Below are 20770 nucleotides of genomic sequence, written 5' to 3' on the forward strand. Positions count from 1 at the left end.
ATAATTTGGAATTATACGTAAATTATTTTACCATGATCCACCATAGGTTAACAGCGTAGAACACTCAAGTTCCATTACCCCTTACTTTGAACCGGAAAATCCATAATTGAATAGCTTTCGTGTCTCGATAAAACGTCCCTCACGACTATCCGAACCCAGTACAACGGAGATCAGTCGCTTGCCATTTCGCTCAGCCGTTCCAACGAAGTGATAGCCAGAATCCTCATCATATCCGGTCTTCAATCCATCGTTTCCATCGTAAGCATAGGGTCCGCCAATAGAGGACAGCATCCAGTTGGTGTTGCTCATGTACATTCCTTTTTGGTGCATCGACACCTGCATTTGGCTGGAAACTCTCAATATTTCGGGGTAGTTATTCAGCAGATAACGTGCAAGCTTGCATGCATCTACGGCGGTCATTACGGTCTGCCCTTGTATTTCCTTCGGATGACTCGGACCAAGTAGTTTTTCACTTAAACCTGTTGCATTCGTAAACACCGTCTTGTCAGACAATCCGATCTCTGTTGCCTTCTGATTCATCTTTTGTGCAAAAGTCTGCTCTGTCCCACTGATATGTTCAGCCAGAGCAATAGCGGCATCATTCGCGGAATAGACGGCTACAATCTGGAATAGCTCCTGCACAGTGAATTGCTCCCCTTGTTTCAAACCCAGGTGGCTGCCACCTACTGAGCTTGCATACAAGCTTATATTAACAGGGTCGTCCCAACGCAACTCTCCGTTGATCACAGCCTCCATTACAAGTAGTTCTGTCATCAATTTGCTAATCCCTGCCGTTGCAATTTCTTCGGAACCGTTAAAGTTGATTAGAATCTGCTCAGAGTTCATATCCATTAATACAGCCGATTCAGCCTTAATCCCCGGTTTGCCCACCAGCATGTCCGGTTTTACACCCAAATATATAATAACCAGTAGAGCCAGCAGCATTCCTGCCCGTATCCACCATTTTTTCATCGGAAAATCACCTCTTACAGATATAGACGAAGTGAAGAGGCATTTTGTCTGCAATTTTTATAAAAAAAGTTAAATTTTTTTTATTTTTTTGTTACCAAAAAAAAGCATGGACCCCATACCCCCATGCCAGAGTGTACGGAATCCATGCTTTACAAGACTTTTTCTATTCATACCTAGAAGAATCTTTTCAATTAGATCTAGCAACCGAATTCTTAAAAGGACCCCAATCCTTATTGTTGCTAATGCTTTTTTATTACTCTGCTACAACCGCTTTATCTGCATTAACTTGAATGTCATTCAGATATAAACCTGTTCCGTCACCAATCGCATAGTTCATTACACGTTTGTTAACCGGTGCTACAACAGCACGGTACAATGTCGGGAATACAGGAACTTCATCAACCATGTACTGCTGCCATTGGTTGTAGATCTCTTTACGCTTGTCTACATCAAACGCTTCAGCAGATACACCTTGTGCGAGCAATTTGTCATTTTCTTCGCTAGAGAATCTGGAGAAGTTATACAGTGCATCACGGCCATACAGACCTGCTGGATCTACGTCAATACCTACGCCCCAAGCAGCTTGATATACATCAATATTTGGATCATCTTTACCTGTGTTACCTACACGGTCATAGAAATTGTTGAACTCAACCATTTCCAGGTTTACTTTCAGACCGATTGCTGCCCACGATTGAACATAGTAACGTGCCAGTGGTTCAGCTGTGTCGCCACCTGTCATCGATACAAAGTTAATTTCAAGTGGGGAACCGTCCGGTTTCGTACGGAATTCACCATCCAGTTTGTAACCTGCTTCATCCAACAATTTTTTCGCTGCTTCTGGGTCATATGCAACACCCGGATTGTTAGAATCATGGAATTCTGGGTGAGACGGCGGAATCAATGTTGTTGCATTCCAACGCAGACCGTTATAGAAACGTTTGCCCACTTGATCGTTATCTACAGCCATCCACATGGCTTTACGCAGATTCTTATCTCCCATTTTTGCTTCAGCATTTGTTACAACTTTGCCGTTGTCAGCATCCCATGTGCCCAGTTTGAAACCGATATAGGTGTAAGCACGATCGATTGCACCCAGGAATTCAACGTTGGACATATTGGCATTGTCTTTATATTGATCTGTCGGGAATGAATCCACGAGGTCTACCCCGCCAGATTTCAATTCTTGAACAACCGTTGTTGGGTTGATTACTTTCAAAGTCACTTTGTCCAGTTTTGGAGCTCCACGCCAGTAGTCATCGTTTTTAACGAAAGTTACAGACTCACCTGGAGTGATTGTTTCCACTTTAAATGCACCAAAACCGATTGGTTTTTCACGTACTTCTTTGGAAGAAGACATTTTCGCTACATCCATATCACCGAAGATATGTTTAGCCAGTGGATATGTCCATACGCCACCTGTCAGCAAGGAAGGTGTAGATTCCTTGTACGTAATGCTGATTTGTTTTTCGCTAAGAACCTTGATCCCAGAGATCGTTTTTGCTTTTCCAGCGTGATAATCATCCATACCTACTACACTTGTAAAGTTGGAATCGTAACGTGGACCATCATAAGCCTTGTTACCGATAACTTCATAAGCAAACTGCAAATCTTCAGCCGTTACAGGCTTGCCATCATGCCAGTTTACATTATCACGAATGGTCAGTGTGAACGTTTTGCCATCTTCCGATGTTTCATACGTTGCTGCACCATCATTGGTATATACATAGTCTTTGTCCCAAGTCAGCAAACCTTCGTCAAACCATTGCAGAACCATTGCATCCGGATTACCGGAGTAGAAGTTAAAATTCAATGTTCCTTCAAACGCAGTATCGGATACCAGTCCATATGTGATGGACCCACCCTCAATTGCAGTGCCTTCATTCGTTTTGACGTTGTTGAAATCTTCGATAGAGTAAACGCCCTCTTCTTTAGTAGGCTTCTCCTCTGTTTTCTTTTCCCCTGTGTTCGTAGAAGGCGTTGGTGTTGCCGCCTCTTTCTCCGAGCACGCCGCAAGCGCAAGTACGAAGACCAACATCATCGTGAAAAATAGTCCCCGTGAAAATAATCCCTTTTTCATGAACCTTTCCTCCCTTTTTTTAACCTCTTCTTTGTCTTGCATCAGTCGCACGCTTCAGGGCCTGTCCGACATTATTTATACTCAACATCAATACCAGAATAAGTACTGACGCAGGTAGCCATATCCACCATCTGTATTCCAGTGTTTGCGGATTACGAGCATAGCTTACGAGTGTTCCAAGACTGGGTGTACTTTCCGGGAATCCAAATCCCAAGAAGGACAGACCCGATTCGAGGCCAATGTTGGCAGCGAGATTCAACGTCATCGTTACGATGATGATGGAGCTAAGATTAGGAAGTACCTGTGAGAGCATAATCTTCAGATGGGACGAACCTAATGTTTTTGAAGCTTTTACATAGTCCAGTTCCCGTTCCTGTAATGCTTTGGAGCGGATCAACCTGGCAATCCCCATCCAGAGAAAAGCTGTCATGATTAATGAGAAAGATACAATATTATATTTGGGTACTGCAGTAACAAACGCGATTACAATCATCAGCATCGGAAGAATCATGAAGAAATCAACAACGCGCATAAACAAGTTATCGATCATTCCACCGAAGTAACCGGATAACAGACCAACCAGGATACCTATACAACCAGTCATTAAGGTGACGATAATACCAATGGTTAGAGAGTTACGTGTACCGATGATCAGTTGTCCGAAAACATCACGACCACCGTAATCAGTTCCCAGCCAATACTGCGCGGAAGGCGGCTCATACAAAGCAAATAAATCTACCTTAACAATTTCAGCTTGATCCAGGATCAAAGAAGTACCATAGACCAGCAGTATGACCAGTCCCAAAAATATGAGCGAGATTAGTGCCACCTTATCTCTGACAAGCTCCCGCCACAAGATACTCAAGCTGGAGGGGCTCTTATCAATCTTCTGTGAAGTTATAACGACATCATTGGCCTTGCTCATCTTATTTTCACCCCGAAATCTTCAAGTTCTTACTTGATCCGTATACGCGGATCAACAATACCCAGAATAATGTCAGACAGCAACGATCCTAGGATTGTAGCTATGCCATATAACAAGACGAGTGCAGTTACTACACTGAAATCCCGAAGAGAAATAGAATTCAGGAACAACTGTCCCATACCTGGATAACTGAATATGCTCTCAATGAAGATGGTACCTCCGATAAGTCCCGTAATCTCATAACCGAAAAATGCGGCGATCGGCAACAGGGAGTTTCTTAAAATATGTCTGTTGTATATCCGAGATTCCGAGGCGCCCTTGGCTCTCGCAGTAAGAACGAATTCCTTATGCTTGATATCGATAATTTCACTACGCAAGTATTGGACGGTAGATACCGTTGCAATTAATGCCATGGATAGTGACGGTAATAACAAATGATAGAATTTGCTTGTTATATAGCTGAATGTACCTGGTGTAAGTCCAGGTTCCACGCTTCCCCCGGTTGGGAACCAGCCAAAATGGAATCCAAAAATCCATAACATCACCAGTGCGAAGATAAACAACGGGGCTGCAAAGCCCAAGTAGGTGTAACCTGTGATCAACCGATCAGACCAGGTATCGTTGTAACGACCACTGATAATGCCAAGTGGAATGGCAATCAGATAAGTAAACACCAGTGTCGCCAGTGCAAGCCAGAACGTATTGGCTACACGCTGACCAATCAAATCAGATACTGGCATTTTGAACCGGAAAGATTGTCCGAAATCGCCTTGTACAGCATTTTTGATCCAATCCCAATACTGTACATACCATGGATTGTTTAATCCCAGTCGTTCCCGCTGTTCATCCAGCGCTTTTGGATCAATACTCGGATCGAGTAATCCGGTAAGTGCATCCCCAGGCATCGCCTTGGCCATCAGAAAGACCAACAGGCTAAGCAAAAAGATCTGAGGGATCATAATGATAATTCTGCGTACTATCGTTTTCCACATATGGTCTTCAACCTTTCTGAGGTAGAGCTACTCGGTGAGTATCGGAAATGGATTGGAGCGAGTATGCCAGCCCTTCCTCATCAAAGAAATTTCGGTATGAATTTTCATACTCGGATTTGACCTGCTGACGGAAGGCTACCATTTCTTCACGTTTGGTTGGGTCCATATCCGGAATGGCTGCAATTAAACGCTTGGTATAGATATGTTGTGGATTCTCAAAAATATCATCCGTTGTGCCTTGCTCCACATATCGACCTTTATACATAATTCCGATCTGATCACACATATGACGGATAATGCCGAGATCGTGACTGATGAACAGGTAGGTCAGATTCAGCTCTTTTTGAATTTCCTGCATGAAGTTGAGCACCTGGGCTTGTACAGATACATCGAGCGCAGATACTGGCTCATCTGCGATGATTAGCTTCGGCTTCAATGCAATCGCACGAGCGATGCCAATCCGTTGCCGCTGCCCCCCGGAAAACTCATGAGGATACTTATAGATCGATTCGGGACTCAATCCAACCTTCTCCAGAAGGTCTCGGACCTGGCGTTTCTCTTCCGTAGCTGTCAGCCGTTCATAATTACGGAGTGGCTCAGCAATGATGTCGATAACACGCTTCTTGGGATTTAACGAAGAGTACGGATCTTGAAAGATCATCTGCACATCACGCTGTAGTTGTCTATCTTTCCGCCGCTCTGTAGCCAGATCTCTTCCATCGAAAAGAATTTTCCCGGCCGTCACATGGTTTAAGCCAATAACGGCTCTACCCGTAGTCGTTTTGCCTGAGCCTGACTCACCTACAAGGCCGTACGTTTGACCCTGCTCAATGGAGAAGCTCACATCATCAACCGCTTTGATGTTACCAATTTCACGCTTGATCAACCCTCCGCGAATCGGAAAGTGAATTTTTAGTCCTTCTACTTCGAGTAATGCCATTATGTTATTCCTCCTCAGCTTGATCAGGGAAATGAAAGTGCTGATAACAGGTACACCGTACAAAGTGACCTGGCGCAATTTCATGCATCTGTGGGTTTTCTTCATGAGCCGAATCACTTATCCATGGAATTCGGGCCTTGAATCGGCACCCTTGGCGAGGAAGGTTTTTCAGTGAAGGAACAATGCCTTGAATGACATGAAGCTTCGATTTTTCTTCAGAAATGGTAGGAATAGAGTTTAGTAGAGAACGTGTATATGGATGCTTGGCATCCGTCATTAGAGTATAGATATCGGCAATCTCAACAATTTCACCTGCATACATAACTGCCACGCGATCAGCCATCTCGGCAACGACACCCAGATCATGCGTGATCAGGATGATTCCTGCGTTAATCTCGTTCTTCAAGTCGCGGATAAGCTCCAGAATTTGTAGTTGGATTGTAACGTCAAGCGCTGTCGTTGGTTCATCGGCAATCAGCAATTCAGGTTTATTGGCAATCGCAATCGCGATAACAACTCTCTGTCTCATACCACCCGATAATTCGTGAGGATACTGCTTGTATAATTGTTCGGGACGCGGAATCCCTACTTGATTGAGTAAATCAATTACTTTGTCTTTCTTTTCTTTCGAAGATAGCTTGGGTTGATGCAGTGTCAGAATCTCTTCGATCTGTTCACCGATCAGCATCAGAGGATTTAATGCGGAAAGTGGGTCCTGAAAGATCATCCCCATCTCTTTACCGCGGAGTTTGTTTAACTTGTTGGGAGATATATTCGCTATATCCTGCCCTTTGTACAGAATTTCACCATCAATTTTGGCTTTGTTATGCAGGCCCATAATTGAAAAAGCAAAGGCACTTTTGCCTGATCCTGATTCTCCCACAATAGCCAATACTTCATTCTTTTTAACCGTAAGATTAACGTGATCAACTGCTGCATAATAGTCATCTTCAATTCTGAATGATGTAGTTAGATTTCTGACTTCCAATAGCTCTGTATTCAAATCAATCACCCTAACCCCATAATTTCTGCGGACTGTATTCATGTGTAGAAGAATGCATCCACTGTATATTTCCATGTTCTTGAAGATAACGAACGAAAGTGTATACAAAATACCAAATCATTAGGAGAATCTATTTTTTATACTGCTATTTAGACCGTTGGTCAATTAATACTGACAATTCCTAGCGGGATAATAAAGCAAAATAATTAATGTAATCATACGTGTAAATTTAGGTGACGTCAATGCTTATTTTGAGATTTATGGTATAAATGTTTTTTATAGCACAGTTCTGGGTATTAGTTATACTTTAAAGGGAATAGATCAAGGAATTTCAGAGCCAGTCAGATACTTTCAATGGTAGAGTTTGAAACTTAAATATACCGATTATCTAAATACATGACATTAGCATTACACAGTATGTGTAGTTAAATGTTATAAATATAGATATAACAAACTATTATGTTAGGTATGAGGGAATTGTAGAGGAAATATTTTATTTGGAAGTGAAATTGGTTTCTAGCCAGATTTTGTGCTTTTAGAGGTGTGATTTAGATATTACTAAAGGATTGAAGTTAAATTTCTAGTTATTATAGTATAGTTTCATTTAATCGCTTATGTAAAGAACAAATTGTCATCTTTTATCATTTATTTTACAAAAGCAAGCAAAAAGCCCTGCAAAATGCAAGGCTTTTCTAATATTTATACATATAGATGTATATATAATATTGTAATTACTGCGTAACCGGAGGTCTTTTCCCACGCTTCAAATCGTTGATGCTTAATCCAAAGTCCATCTGCAAGTGAGGATAATCCGGAAAGTTATCCCAATCTCCTCCCCACGTAAACCCTAGTTCTTTGGCAAGTTCCACAACTTCCAGCCAATCTGGCTTTCCATTGCCGTTATCATCACGTTCCATATCCCACACTACATCTCCTTCAGGAGTCCGCAACGCAAAATCAATGGCTAAACCATAGTTGTGATAGGACTCTCCCCCTTTGGCGTTGGTAACGATATTTCCGGAAAGAGAGCGTCCTTGATTATAGAGGGCATCTTGTTCGTTTATGCTGCGAAAATCATGTGTAATCACGATTTCAATTCCTCGTCTAGCTGCCTTTCGAACCAACAACTTCTCACTTTCCGCGACTACCGGGTGAAGTCCAGTGATCGGCACTGCTTCTTGTACATTGGTCCGTGGCCAAATATCATAGGTATCTCCTTTTTGCTGTAACCATACATATATAATGGAAAGCAAAAACGTAGCTACGATCCAAAATCGCAGACTACTCTTGCGTCTCTGTTTTACTTTACGTTTGGATGTATTCATGCTCTCTCCTGATGGTGAAATCTTTATTCGTTTATACTCACGCTATCTGATATCAGCAATATAATAGACTCTATTATAAATCATTTACGCCTTAATTGCTTCTATCGCCGCAGCTCTTTGCGAAATCCAATTACCAGGAGAGAACCAACCTTAATTATTTTTAGATGCAAAAAAGCAGTCGGCTATAAGCCAACTGCTTTGTATCCATGCTGAGTAAGACTACTCAGTTGTGTATGGTAGCAATGCGATTTGACGGGAGCGTTTGATGGCAATCGTCAGCATGCGTTGATATTTAGCGCTAGTACCTGTTACACGGCGTGGCAAAATTTTTCCGCGCTCGCTGATAAATTTACGAAGCAAGTCCGTATCTTTATAATCGATGTGAGTAATTTTGTTAGCTGTGAAGAAGCACACTTTACGACGTTTATTACGGCCGCCACGACGTGCCGGTCTTTTATCGTTGTCTCCGCCTTCTCTTTGCTTGAAGCCCATGCTTTTCAGTCCTTTCCTATCATGTAACCCATATCTCATTAGAGTATCGGCTCACGTTAAAATGGCAAATCATCATCCGATATATCAATCGGTTTTCCGTCATCGGAAAAAGGATCCTGATTGTTGCTACGCGAATTATTGTTATTGTTCGCGCGCCCGCCGCCTCCGTAAGAAGGCTCTTCACGCATCGGTTGACCACCACCGCCGCCACCGTTATTATCACGGTTAGCTGACTCCAAGAAACGGACGTTATCGGCAATGACTTCGGTCACGTATACACGTTTTCCTTCGTTATTCTCGTAATTCCGTACTTGAATGCGTCCTTCGACTGCAGCTAGGCGTCCTTTGCGCAAATAGTTTGCACAAGTCTCAGCAAGCTGTCTCCAGGTTACGACCGGAATGAAATCCGCTTCCTTTTCTCCACCTTGGCTTGTAAACGGTCTGTCCACTGCCAAAGTAAATTGCGTAACTGCTACTCCAGCTGGAGTATAACGCAACTCAGGATCCCGGGTTAACCGGCCGATCAGAATGACACGGTTCAACAATGTAATCCCCTCCTTCAGAGCGTATTGGTGCATTGATCACGAGTTGTCTTAAGCAGACTTAACGTCGTTTGTAATGAGATAACGAATTACTTCGTCAGAAATCTTCATGAGACGCTCAAGTTCAGTAACTACTGCTGGTTCAGCAGTGAAGTGTACCAAAACATAAACACCATCACGGAATTTCTTGATCTCATACGCAAGACGGCGTTTACCCATAACGTCGTGAGCTGTAACTTCACCACCGCCGTTGGAGATGATGCCTTGGAATTTATCGACTGTAGCTTGAACAACTTCTTGCTCAACATCAGGACGAATAATGTACATCACTTCATATTTGCGCATAATTTTCACCTCCTTATGGACTCTGGCCCTCAATCTATGTTGAGAGCAAGGAACGAGCACAAACTCGAACTATATTAATATAACAAATATGATGTCTCAATGCAAGCAAACGTTCCCTCTTCTTAAAACACATGATCATAACTCCAATGGAGCACACTACAGAAGCAACATTGGAATCCATTACGCCGAGGAGGTTTTATCATGGGTGAAAGAACCGAGTTTGAACCAGGAGACAAAGCTCCAAACGATGGTGAGTACACCGAGGTTGGTGAGAAGAGCTTTCATACGGAGATTAACAATCCGAAACGGATAACCCTCCAAAAGGGTGAAGCTTTCCCTGAAACAAGCAATCAGAATCGCAAGTGGAAAAAGCTTACCAAAGCCCGCGTCCACTAAGCGTAAAGATTTTTTCAGACTGCTGTATATAAAACGTACTAATGCACATAATACAATCAGGCGATGCACGAGAGAGGTGTGGTTCCGTTGGACAACGAAGCCGAACATTCACTGTTGGAGATTCATCACGTAATTTAAGAAGCAAGATGGTTGTGTGTAAGGCCTTTGTCTGAAGCACGAGTATTGCTACTTGCAGTACACCAAGTTTCTGATCGTTACGACCGATTGTTTCCTAACAAACCGAATGCATCGCCGAATGAAGGGCCCTTAGGGGCTCTTTGTTTTTTCAATTAAGAAGAGTTATTAGACAACAAAAAAAATAAGAAGACCTTCCAGCTGGAAGGTCTTCTTGCATGTATAGAACTCAACACACGTTGAGTAAGTTGTTCAATTACAATTACAAAGCAATATCTATTAGTGGCGGAAAGGGTGGGATTCGAACCCACGCACGCTGTGACACGCCTAACTGATTTCGAGTCAGCCCCCTTGGGCCTCTTGGGTACCTTTCCGCAGCAATAATGATTATAGCATGATCATTTACAGAACGCAATACTTAAGCTATGCCTTCATGTAAACGTTATTATGGAGTGCAAATAGAGTAAACATTACCGCATTTTTTCATTAGGATTCAGAAGAATCCTCTGTCGAACGAAGTACTTTTTTCATGTTTTTCTCGAATTTCGCTCTGGGAATTAATACGCTGTGTTTACATCCTACACACTTGATGCGAATATCCATGCCCATCCGAATAATCTCCATCTCATTACTGCCACATGGATGTTGCTTCTTCATCTGCACAATGTCCCCAAGCTGGAAACTTTTACGCTCCACCTATGCCATCCCCCTCATCCTTCTCCTGAGCTGCTGCTTGCTCTAATGCTGCCTGATTGCTCATCTCATGATACTCCAGTGTTTTCTTCACATCACTCTGAATTTGACGCTCTACAGATGCCCTGGAGTTCGGCAAGCACTCAGCAACAATGCGAACCACATATTCCGAGGTAGACATCGACTGGATACCAAGCACGTCAGGTACTTTAACGATGTTCAGATCTCGATCCTCAATCCCAGTCAAAGCTCGTTTCACCAAGTGCACTGACTCGTCCAGGGTCTGTTCACCCTTCATGGGAATGTCCACAACTGCAAGGGAATTAGACATCGAGTAATTAGTTACACTTGCAATCGTACCATTTGGAATGATGTGCACCTCACCCTGCCAGCTAACCAGCTTGGTTGTTCTCAGGCCAATGACCTCAACCGTTCCTTTATAGGTACCTGTTTGAATAACATCGCCCACCGCGAATTGATCCTCCAATATAATGAAGAAACCCGTAATAACATCCTTCACCAATCCTTGGGCACCAAAACCGATAGCCAGTCCAAGTACTCCCGCACTCGCTAACAATGGTCCAACTTTCACGTTGATCTCAGATAACAGTAACAGAATCATAATGAAATTACATGTTATGGAGGTCGCATTTTTCATCAACTCTCCCACCGTTATAAATCTCCGCGGATTGACGCGAATCTTACCTTCCTGCTTACGTGCCATCGTGCGATCTATAATACGAGATACAATCTTAATCACAATACGCGTAATAATGAAAATAATAACGATGCGGATTGAGCTGAACAGAATATTAAACCACATATCTGCATCAGCGACTTTATCCCATAATTGGTCTGTCCAGCGAATGGCTCCCTTTATAGTCTTCCCTGGATCAGGCGAGGTCTCAGCAAACTTAAAAGGCAACATAGATCAAACCTCCTCTACATGGGTATGTTATCATAGCTGTCAGCGGTTTTGAAATAAAGGCCACGGATCTCCACAAATTCGTTACGAATGATTTGTTTCACTCTCTCCAGATCTTCTTTTGGAAACTGAATACATAGAGCACAGCCCGCTGTGATCTCTTTTGGGGTAGGAAATAAGTCGATCTCAATCTCGGCAAACTCCAGCAGCATTTCTGCCCGCAGCGCCTGCTGGGTGGAATCAAAAGCAATCAGCATCCAATCATCTATCCACTCGTCCATGTCCGGCTCCTTTCACGATACATTCATCCCTTTGAAAAAGCTTGTCCCCACGAAGTATAAAACGTTCTATCCTTCCATATACTGTTACTACTATTCCAAGGGAAAGGATAGATCCTATGAATCCCATTTCGCATTCCTTCTCATCTCAAGACATGGCCAGTTTGAAAATCCCACATACAGATCCAGGCATTCACTCAGCCATCATTCATCGTTTAATGTTTCATCTCTATAAAGCCCATTCTTTGCAAAATGTAGTTGTCGTCTGTATCGGTACAGATCGCTCTACTGGGGACTGTCTTGGCCCGCTCGTCGGCTCGTCGCTTGCCAAGTGGGACAGCCCTCTATTTCATCTCTATGGCACATTGGATGAACCCGTACATGCGATGAACCTGCAGGACACCCTTCACAAAATACACACCACACATCACAACCCTTATGTGATCGGTATTGATGCCTGTCTCGGACAGTCTTCGAGTGTTGGGTGTATCCAGGTCGTGAATGGACCTCTCAAACCAGGAGCGGGTGTAAATAAAGAATTACCGCCGGTCGGCGATATCCATCTTACAGGTATCGTTAACGTCGGCGGCTTTATGGAATACTTTGTTTTGCAGAACACACGTCTCAGTCTCGTCATGCGCATGTCCGAGATTATATCCAGCAGTCTCTACTCCGCCATTCGCGAATGGCATACCCGTTCTACTCTGCTTGCTGTGCCAGAGTAATGGCTTCCTTTTCCTCAGGGGAAAGAGTATACGTGGACTCTCCCCCTTTAAGAGGTTTAGCATATACATAGGAACCGTCTCGATTATAGATACCAGTCAGTACCATACCGTCCTGGCTATCGTTAACCATCGCCATGGAGAAACTCAGATCACTGCCAAGCTCCCCATAAGCGTTGTACCGTTTCACGCCCACTTTACCCTGGATGCGGGTCAGCTTCTGCATGACAGTCTTTAACTGATCCGTTTGCAGTGTATGCTCATCCTCAATGCTGTCCATCTGAATTTTCAGATTGATTAACAGCGACTCCAGATCTTCCACTCCACTGCCAGCCATCATGGCCTCATATTTCCGTTTAAACTTCCGTAGCTTTGCGCCTTGAGCAATACTTATGATAAGCAAAATCACCAAAAGTAATGCCATGCCGCCAATAATCCATATCAGCTGTTCCAGAATCAGCTCATTTAATTCAGCCATGTAGTGCAACTACCCCTCTGTTGGTTTGTTCAGGTTAACGTTTGTAGCTTCAAACGTACTCCACATCATCGATCCATTCAGCCAAGTAAAGCCATCCAACGCACTAATATAACCCTCAAGCTTACCCTTATTTATTCACCAGATAACCCCTACGGTTAATCACTCGTTTTGGCTTCTTGCCTCTTTTGCTTTTTGCTTATTCAAGCGATTGAAATTCACATTTCATTAGGGTTGCTTCATACAGATTTGGATGCTGTTAATTCGATAACTGCTTCGATCAACGCATCGACATCTTCTCTTGATGTACTATATCCCACGCTCGCTCTGACAGCCCCACTTGCCTTTGTGCCAGCCGACTCATGGGCAAGTGGTGTGCAATGAAAACCTGAACGCACAGCGATGCCATAATTTCGGTCTAATTGAAAAGCGAGTTGGGCCGAATCATATCCTTCAACAGTAAAGGATAACAATCCGGTGCGCGGCTGTCCAATTTCAGGACCAAGCATTCGAATCCCCTGTACTGATGATAACCCATCCATCATATGCTGAGTCAAATCCCACTCCTGTTTATATATGAATTCAGGCGTCAGTTCAAGCACATGCTGCACTCCGGCTGCTAGACCTGCTATACCCACGGTATTCGGCGTACCTGCCTCATAGCGATCAGGACGAACAAGTGGCTGCTCAATCGCCTCGGATTGGCTTCCTGTCCCTCCGTGAAGCAATGGTTGCACATCCAGCTCAGGAGCGATGTACAGCCCACCCGTTCCCTGCGGTCCCAACAGTCCTTTATGCCCGGGAAAGGCAAGCATATCGATGCCAAGCTGCTTCACATCCACAGGGATAATTCCAGCACTTTGAGCAGCGTCAACAAGCAAAGCCACCTGGTGTTTTTGACACATCAGTGCAATTTCACCAATGGGCAGAATACTCCCCAGCAGGTTCGAACTATGCGTGCAGACAACCAATCTTGTATTGGAACGAAACAAGCGTGCGAATTCGACCAGATCGATCTCCCCGGCTGCATTAACAGGCACATAATCAACCTCTACATTACGAGATCTGCGCATGTACTCCAAGGGCCGTCTTACTGAATTATGTTCAGCCATCGTAGCAATGGCGTGATCGCCTTCTCTTAACCACCCTTGAATAGCTAGATTCAAAGCTTCTGTGGTATTAGAACCCAGTGCAATATCATTGGCATTACGAACACCCAAAAGAGTGGATAACGCTTTTCTGGCACCAAATACAACTCGGCTCGCCTGTACAGCCATCCGATGACTTCCTCTGCCTGGGTTGGCCCCTGCCATATCCAGAGCCTGCATCATGGCTTCCCCGACAGCAGGTGGCTTAGGCCAAGATGTCGCTGCATGATCCAGATAGATAACTCCCTCCACCTCATGACCACCTCTGTCCCTAATTGATCGTTCTGTTTGGATGAATTCCCTATAAACAAACAATGACATATCGTTTCTCCATGGTACAGAGGCGATATGTCATCACATGAAAAAGCCCCGCATGTTGTTCATCGATCATGGAATCACGACTATTATTGCAACAGTTCCAACAGTCTCTCCAGATCTTGTTTGCTGTAGTAGTTGAGCTCAATTTTGCCTTTATCTTTGTTATGCTTAATTTTCACCGTTGTTTTGAACCGTTCACGTAAAGACTCTTCCAATGTATCAATAAATGGATCTTTTTTCTTCAACTTGGATTTGGCTTTCGCTTCACCCGTTTTGGAACGATCCAATTGTTGAACAGCCTCTTCCAGTTCACGTACACTCCACTGCTGATCAATAGTTTGTTTTGCCAGCTGCTTCACAAGGCTTTCATCCTTAACACCGACGATAGCACGTGCATGCCCCATTGACAATGTTCCACGTGAAACATGATCCTTCACTTCTTCAGGCAATGATAACAAACGTAGGAAGTTAGCGATGTGAGAACGTGACTTACCCACTTTTACGGAGAGCTCTTCTTGGGTTAATCCAAACTGGTCCATCAACCCCTGATAAGCAACTGCAACTTCCATCGCATTCAGATTTTCCCGCTGCAAGTTCTCGATTAAAGCAATCTCCATAACCTGCTGATCACTGAAATTACGAACTACGGCAGGCACAGTGGCATTACCGCAATATTGGGAAGCTCTGAAACGACGTTCACCAGCAATGATCTCATAACCTCTCAAAACAGGTCTTACAATAATAGGTTGTATAACACCATGTTGACGGATTGATTCAGCGAGTTCATGTATCGCATCCTCATCAAATACTTTACGAGGTTGGTAAGGGTTTGCCCGCAGTTGACTAATCGGGATTTCTACGACTTTATCATCGTCATTAATTGAAAGCGAAGGAATGAGGGCATCAAGACCTTTTCCAAGCCGCTTACTCATAAGAAATCACTTCCTTTGCGAGCTCTAAATAAACTTCAGCCCCTCGGGATCGAGGATCATACGTAATGATAGACTGACCATGAGAAGGTGCCTCACTAAGCCGCACATTGCGCGGAATAATGGTCTGATACACCTTTTGTTGAAAATACTTCTTCACTTCTTCAATCACTTGAATGCCCAGATTCGTACGAGCGTCGAACATCGTCAGCAATACCCCTTCAATCTGCAGGGATGTATTCAGATGTTTCTGCACCAAACGTACCGTGTTGAGCAATTGGCTCAACCCTTCGAGCGCATAATACTCACACTGAATCGGAATAATCACCGAATCTGAAGCTGTCAACGAGTTGATCGTTAACATGCCTAGAGAAGGTGGACAATCGATCAGTATGTAATCATAGTTTTTTTTCACCATGGCGAGTGATTTTTTCAGGCGAACTTCCCGTGATATCGTGGATACCAGTTCAATCTCGGCTCCGGCAAGCTGAATCGTTGCAGGTATGATATGAAGGCCTTCAATCTGAGTTTCCACAATCGCTTCCTGAGGGGGAACTTCATTAATGATGACATCATATATACAATTGGCCACATCTGCTTTGTTGATTCCGACTCCACTGGTTGTATTCCCCTGGGGGTCAATATCGACAAGCAATACCCTTTTCCCGAGCGAAGCCAGTCCTGCACCCAAGTTAACAGATGTCGTCGTTTTCCCCACACCGCCCTTTTGATTTGCTACGGCCATAATCTTAGACAATTACTTCACCTCAAATAAAATAGGAGTCTTTTCTTGTAGGTTGTGAGCTACAGTTAACAAAAAGCAGGTGGCTATCATCCACACAAACATCAACTACCGTTTCTTCATGGTGCTATTCTACGTTGTTCATGCCACTCTCAACTTTATAGACAGAAAAAGCGGCCCATTGCCGCCTTAAGCTTCAATTATTTGCGTTTCGGGATATGGATAACGATCTCGTAATGGTCCTCATGGTCCGCTTCCTTGGTTTTGATGTCTAGACCGGAGCCCGATACCATATCAATGGATTGACGAATCGTATTAAGTGCAAGTCTAACGTCCTTGGTGAATGAGACACGTTTGGATTTTTTGATCTTCGAGGATTCCTTGTAAAAGGCAACCCGCGCTTCCGTTTGTTTTACATTCAACTCTTTATCAATAATTTCGCCGAGCAATTTCATTTGCAACTCTTCCGTATCCAATGAAAGCAAAGCTCTGGCATGACGCTCCGAAATCTTACGTTCCATCAGCGCTGTCTTAATGCCATCTGGAAGCTGTAGCAACCGAATTTTGTTGGCGATCGTCGACTGGCTTTTGCCTAATCGCTGCGCAAGACTTTCCTGTGTAAGTTGGTGCAGGTCAATCAATTTCTGATAAGCAACAGCCTCTTCAATGGAAGTGAGTCCCTCACGCTGCAAGTTCTCGATCAATGCGATGGACGCTGCCTGAGAGTCGTTGAATTCACGTACAATGGCCGGGATATGATCCAAACCAAGTTTTCGAACTGCACGCCAGCGACGTTCCCCGGCGATAATCTCATATGATCCATTTCGTACGCGGACGACAATCGGTTGTATAACTCCATGTGTCTTGATCGTCTGCAACAACTCATCAATTTTATCATCATTAAAAATAGTACGGGGTTGATATGGGCTGCTCACAATTTCATTGACCGGAATCTGTTTAATCTCATCTCCGTTATTGCGCTCCGCCAAACCAAACAACTTCGAAAATTGTTCTTTCATTCCGTATATTACCACCTAGTTTCGTAATAGCTCCCGCAAGGTGCAGGTGCTTCTTATTCAATATGCGACCTGTTCAAATGCTGTCGTTCTTCGAATAAGTTTTGCCTTCCATGACGCTTTCTGTAACCTATACATTAATGCTCAAAAAATCTATCTATACATATAATCTATGATCTCTGTAATCCAGGACCGGATACTTCTATTCTATCATCTTTTCTTCCATAATCCTATGTTTACCTATTCTTTAAACTCTCCTAATTTTCCTGCTTTTTCTTCATGAACATTAGCTATATGACTGCTTGTACACAATAAGATATAGAGAATCTATGTAGACAGGACCTGCTCATAGTAGCTACATTATGTACTCATTTGATACCATGTGAAAATGGTTTTTCAAAAGAATAACTCGGTGGCAGGAAAACCTCTTTCTTACGTATCTCCCTTAGCTTGAACAAGAACAATAGTTATTCATCAAGAAAACTTCTATTTCAAAATAAATATTATCGATTTCACTTTTCTCTGCTCAATGTAATCGTAATGCGGATGTTATCTATACCTAGATAAAAAATCAAAAAAACAAAAAGAGGATGTTTCACGTGAAACATCCTCTTTACTCTTATTCAAAGTTCTCCATTAAATAAATGAAGAATGATCATCTTACCTTTTTAATATATACGATGTTGCGCCAAGAACTATACCAAAGGTGTTTTTAATGGTGTCCCTGGTTTACGTGGATATTTAAAAGGTGTCTTATCAAACTTCTGAATCAGAATGATATGACGTGCCGACTCTTCAACCGGTAGCTGGAACGGATGAACTGCTTTTACCCGTCCTTTCAGCTGATTAAAGCTGAATTCAGCTTCCTTCATTTCTTCGCGCGGGTCTCCACCCTTCATTGCAGCGAATAATCCACTTTTGCGAACAAATGGCAGACAGAATTCGTTAAGCACTGCTAGCTTAGCAACTGCACGCGCAGTAACAAGGTCATAGCTGTCACGATATCCTTCTTTGCGTCCAAGTTCCTCCGCACGACCATGAATCAATTCTACATCGGTCAAGCCTAGCGTATCTACAAGATGCTGCAGAAAGCCAATACGTTTATTTAGCGAGTCAATGATCGTCAGCTTAATATGCGGGAAACAAATTTTAAGAGGTAGTCCTGGGAAACCTGCCCCTGAACCAATATCTGCGAGTTTGTTTACCTTAGACATATCTGTATAAAACGCCAGCGATACCGAATCATAGAAATGCTTTGTATATACTTGTTCACGTTCGGTGATCCCGGTTAAATTCATCTTTTCATTCCAAGCTACCAGCTCCTGAAAATACAACTCGAATTGCTCCAACTGGCGTTCATCTAGCTCCAGTCCATGTTTCTTCAGGCGCCGTTGTAGCTGCTGTTGAATATCGTCCATTATTGTCCCCTTGCTGCGGTTACACGGTTATAATGCTCCAGGTAAACCAGCAGAATGGAGATATCCGCAGGAGTAACCCCGGCAATACGGGACGCCTGTCCTATCGAGATTGGACGAATCTTAGCGAGCTTCTGCTTTGCTTCCATAGCAAGGCCATGAATTTCGTCATATATAATCGTGTCCGGAATTTTTTTCTTCTCCATTTTTTGCAAACGTTCCACGTGGATCAATTGTTTCTCAATATAACCCGCATATTTAATTTGAATTTCTACTTGCTCTTTCATGTCAGCAGTCAGTTCCACCTCAGAAGGTGAGATCTGCTCAATCCAGTCATACCCGATCTCTGGGCGGCGCATCAATGTAAGAAGTGTGCTGCCATCCTGAATCGGTGTGGAACCGATCTCTTCCAGCTTCGAATTTACTTCGACAGGGCGAACTTTAGCTGCCTTCAAACGAGCTACTTCCTGTTCAACTTTTGCCTTTTTGTCCAGGAATTTAGCGTAACGCTCATCAGGAATCAACCCAATATCGTGGCCAATTTCCGTCAAACGCATATCGGCATTATCATGACGAAGCAACAAACGGTATTCTGCACGGGAAGTCAGCAGACGATAAGGTTCATTCGTACCTTTTGTTACGAGATCATCAATCAGTACACCAATGTACCCTTGGGAGCGATCCAATACGACAGGCTCTTTATCCTGTACTTTACGTGCAGCGTTGATACCGGCCATTACGCCTTGTCCTGCCGCTTCTTCGTACCCGGAGGTACCATTAATCTGCCCTGCTGTGAACAGACCTGGCAGACGTTTCGTTTCAAGTGAAGGCCACAGCTGTGTAGGCACCATCGCATCATATTCAATAGCGTAGCCGTTACGCATCATTTCTACTTTTTCCATGCCCGGAATTGAGCGAAGGACCGCCAATTGAACATCTTCTGGCAGACTGGTAGATAGACCTTGTACATAGTATTCCGATGTGTTTTTGCCTTCTGGCTCCAGGAAAATCTGATGCTTCGGCTTGTCGCTGAAACGCACAATTTTATCCTCGATCGAAGGGCAATAACGCGGTCCGGTACCTTCAATAACGCCTGAGAACATAGGTGCACGGTGGAGATTATCGTTAATAATCTGGTGTGTTTCCACAGACGTATACGTCAACCAGCAAGGCAGCTGCTCATTATCGGAAGATTCCGTTTCATAAGAAAAGAACTTCGGTTTATCATCACCTGGCTGAATTTCCGTTTTGCTAAAATCAATCGTATCCTTATGAACACGCGGTGGTGTACCTGTTTTAAAACGAACCAGGTCAAAACCAAGCTCACGCAGATGTTCGGATAACTTAAGGGAAGGCTGTTGATTATTCGGGCCACTCTCGTACATCAACTCACCCATAATTACTTTACCGCGCAGATACGTACCTGTTGTCAAAACAACAGCTTTGGCCCGGTACTCTGTACCCGTCTGAGTAACCACACCTACACACTGTCCGTCTTCAACGATCAGGCGATCAACCATACCTTGACGCATCGTCAGGTTGCGTTCATTCTCCATCGTTTCTTTCATCGTATGCTGATAAGAGAACTTATCGGCCTGAGCACGAAGCGCATGCACAGCAGGTCCTTTACCTGTGTTGAGCATTCGCATCTGAATAAAGGTCTTATCGATGTTCCGTCCCATCTCTCCACCAAGTGCATCAATCTCACGTACCACATGTCCTTTTGCCGGTCCCCCAATAGATGGGTTACAAGGCATGAAAGCCACCATATCCAGATTGATGGTAATCATCAGTGTTTTCGAACCCATACGGGCTGCAGCCAGTGCCGATTCCACACCAGCATGTCCTGCCCCAACGACGATTACATCATAACTGCCGCCATCAAAAGCCATTCCAGTTTACCTCCTTTTTGCCGCTGCACGCCTAAATTCATGCAAACGATCTATTTTCAGTAAAAATCAT

At 43.7% G+C, this 20770-nt stretch carries 22 protein-coding genes and 1 tRNA gene; 2 read left to right on the forward strand and 21 right to left on the reverse strand.

Annotated elements, in window-relative coordinates:
- Nucleotides 1-81 precede the first annotated feature (81 nt).
- From A6049_RS25700 to rpsF, 10 genes are all read right to left on the reverse strand, one after another.
- Complete coding sequence (locus tag A6049_RS25700; protein WP_063567373.1) at nucleotides 82-972, reverse strand: D-alanyl-D-alanine carboxypeptidase family protein; 891 nt, start codon at nucleotides 970-972, stop codon at nucleotides 82-84.
- A gap of 253 nt (nucleotides 973-1225) precedes the next feature.
- On the reverse strand, nucleotides 1226-3052 hold the full coding sequence (locus A6049_RS25705; protein WP_063567374.1) for an oligopeptide ABC transporter substrate-binding protein: 1827 nt from the start codon (nucleotides 3050-3052) through the stop codon (nucleotides 1226-1228).
- Between the two features lie 19 nt (nucleotides 3053-3071).
- Nucleotides 3072-3977 carry an ABC transporter permease gene (locus A6049_RS25710; RefSeq protein WP_063567375.1) on the reverse strand — a complete coding sequence of 302 codons (906 nt, stop codon included), beginning with the start codon at nucleotides 3975-3977 and terminating at the stop codon, nucleotides 3072-3074.
- A 29-nt stretch (nucleotides 3978-4006) separates the two neighbouring features.
- Entirely contained in the window at nucleotides 4007-4969 is a 963-nt protein-coding gene (gene opp4B, locus A6049_RS25715) for an oligopeptide ABC transporter permease (RefSeq protein ID WP_063567376.1), read from the reverse strand.
- Between the two features lie 7 nt (nucleotides 4970-4976).
- Complete coding sequence (locus tag A6049_RS25720) at nucleotides 4977-5909, reverse strand: ABC transporter ATP-binding protein (protein ID WP_063567377.1); 933 nt, start codon at nucleotides 5907-5909, stop codon at nucleotides 4977-4979.
- Nucleotides 5910-5913: 4 nt separating this feature from the next.
- Nucleotides 5914-6912 carry an ABC transporter ATP-binding protein gene (locus tag A6049_RS25725; protein WP_063567401.1) on the reverse strand — a complete coding sequence of 333 codons (999 nt, stop codon included), beginning with the start codon at nucleotides 6910-6912 and terminating at the stop codon, nucleotides 5914-5916.
- Between the two features lie 731 nt (nucleotides 6913-7643).
- A complete protein-coding gene (locus tag A6049_RS25730; protein ID WP_063567378.1) occupies nucleotides 7644-8237 on the reverse strand; it encodes a M15 family metallopeptidase in 594 nt (197 codons plus the stop codon).
- Nucleotides 8238-8456: 219 nt separating this feature from the next.
- Complete coding sequence (rpsR, locus tag A6049_RS25735; RefSeq protein ID WP_017691433.1) at nucleotides 8457-8729, reverse strand: 30S ribosomal protein S18; 273 nt, start codon at nucleotides 8727-8729, stop codon at nucleotides 8457-8459.
- A gap of 56 nt (nucleotides 8730-8785) precedes the next feature.
- Nucleotides 8786-9274, reverse strand: coding sequence for a single-stranded DNA-binding protein (gene ssb, locus A6049_RS25740; protein ID WP_063567379.1), 489 nt, complete (start codon nucleotides 9272-9274; stop codon nucleotides 8786-8788).
- A 48-nt stretch (nucleotides 9275-9322) separates the two neighbouring features.
- On the reverse strand, nucleotides 9323-9616 hold the full coding sequence (rpsF, locus tag A6049_RS25745; protein ID WP_024629534.1) for a 30S ribosomal protein S6: 294 nt from the start codon (nucleotides 9614-9616) through the stop codon (nucleotides 9323-9325).
- A 201-nt stretch (nucleotides 9617-9817) separates the two neighbouring features.
- On the opposite strand from rpsF, the gene A6049_RS25750 reads away from it, so the two are divergent.
- On the forward strand, nucleotides 9818-10012 hold the full coding sequence (locus A6049_RS25750; protein ID WP_063567380.1) for a YjzC family protein: 195 nt from the start codon (nucleotides 9818-9820) through the stop codon (nucleotides 10010-10012).
- 418 nt (nucleotides 10013-10430) lie between these two features.
- On the opposite strand, the gene A6049_RS25755 is transcribed toward A6049_RS25750, so the two are convergent.
- From A6049_RS25755 to A6049_RS25770, 4 genes are all read right to left on the reverse strand, one after another.
- Nucleotides 10431-10521: transfer RNA gene (locus A6049_RS25755), tRNA-Ser, on the reverse strand.
- 112 nt (nucleotides 10522-10633) lie between these two features.
- Nucleotides 10634-10843, reverse strand: a complete 210-nt coding sequence (locus A6049_RS25760) for a DUF951 domain-containing protein (protein WP_063567381.1) — start codon at nucleotides 10841-10843, stop codon at nucleotides 10634-10636.
- The gene (locus A6049_RS25765; RefSeq protein WP_063567382.1) at nucleotides 10833-11768 is read right to left on the reverse strand and encodes a mechanosensitive ion channel family protein; all 936 of its coding nucleotides are present in this window, start codon (nucleotides 11766-11768) and stop codon (nucleotides 10833-10835) included. The genes A6049_RS25760 and A6049_RS25765 overlap by 11 nt, the downstream gene beginning before the upstream one ends.
- Nucleotides 11769-11782: 14 nt before the next feature.
- Entirely contained in the window at nucleotides 11783-12046 is a 264-nt protein-coding gene (locus tag A6049_RS25770; RefSeq protein ID WP_029880815.1) for a putative Se/S carrier protein, read from the reverse strand.
- A gap of 116 nt (nucleotides 12047-12162) precedes the next feature.
- Here A6049_RS25770 and yyaC point away from each other — a divergent pair, with 116 nt between their 5' ends.
- A complete protein-coding gene (gene yyaC / locus A6049_RS25775) occupies nucleotides 12163-12768 on the forward strand; it encodes a spore protease YyaC (RefSeq protein WP_024629529.1) in 606 nt (201 codons plus the stop codon).
- Here the strand turns inward: yyaC and A6049_RS25780 are convergent.
- From A6049_RS25780 to mnmG, 7 genes are all read right to left on the reverse strand, one after another.
- Nucleotides 12743-13243: a DUF4446 family protein gene (locus A6049_RS25780; RefSeq protein WP_063567383.1), complete on the reverse strand. Its 501-nt coding sequence runs from the start codon at nucleotides 13241-13243 to the stop codon at nucleotides 12743-12745. The two genes, yyaC and A6049_RS25780, sit on opposite strands and share 26 nt — an antisense overlap.
- A gap of 236 nt (nucleotides 13244-13479) precedes the next feature.
- Nucleotides 13480-14640, reverse strand: a complete 1161-nt coding sequence (locus A6049_RS25785) for an aminotransferase class V-fold PLP-dependent enzyme (RefSeq protein ID WP_063567402.1) — start codon at nucleotides 14638-14640, stop codon at nucleotides 13480-13482.
- Nucleotides 14641-14792: 152 nt separating this feature from the next.
- Nucleotides 14793-15638: a ParB/RepB/Spo0J family partition protein gene (locus tag A6049_RS25790; protein WP_024629526.1), complete on the reverse strand. Its 846-nt coding sequence runs from the start codon at nucleotides 15636-15638 to the stop codon at nucleotides 14793-14795.
- Nucleotides 15631-16392, reverse strand: coding sequence for a ParA family protein (locus A6049_RS25795; protein WP_024629525.1), 762 nt, complete (start codon nucleotides 16390-16392; stop codon nucleotides 15631-15633). Before A6049_RS25795 ends, A6049_RS25790 begins: the two co-directional genes overlap by 8 nt.
- A 185-nt stretch (nucleotides 16393-16577) precedes the next feature.
- Nucleotides 16578-17396 carry a nucleoid occlusion protein gene (gene noc, locus A6049_RS25800; protein WP_063567384.1) on the reverse strand — a complete coding sequence of 273 codons (819 nt, stop codon included), beginning with the start codon at nucleotides 17394-17396 and terminating at the stop codon, nucleotides 16578-16580.
- Nucleotides 17397-18088: 692 nt separating this feature from the next.
- Nucleotides 18089-18811, reverse strand: a complete 723-nt coding sequence (gene rsmG, locus A6049_RS25805) for a 16S rRNA (guanine(527)-N(7))-methyltransferase RsmG (protein ID WP_063567385.1) — start codon at nucleotides 18809-18811, stop codon at nucleotides 18089-18091.
- A complete protein-coding gene (mnmG, locus tag A6049_RS25810) occupies nucleotides 18811-20700 on the reverse strand; it encodes a tRNA uridine-5-carboxymethylaminomethyl(34) synthesis enzyme MnmG (RefSeq protein ID WP_063567386.1) in 1890 nt (629 codons plus the stop codon). Before mnmG ends, rsmG begins: the two co-directional genes overlap by 1 nt.
- Between the last annotated feature and the right edge of the window lie 70 nt (nucleotides 20701-20770).

Origin of the sequence: Paenibacillus sp. O199, assembly GCF_001636635.1 — a bacterium.
In the GTDB taxonomy this organism is placed as follows: domain Bacteria; phylum Bacillota; class Bacilli; order Paenibacillales; family Paenibacillaceae; genus Paenibacillus; species Paenibacillus marchantiae.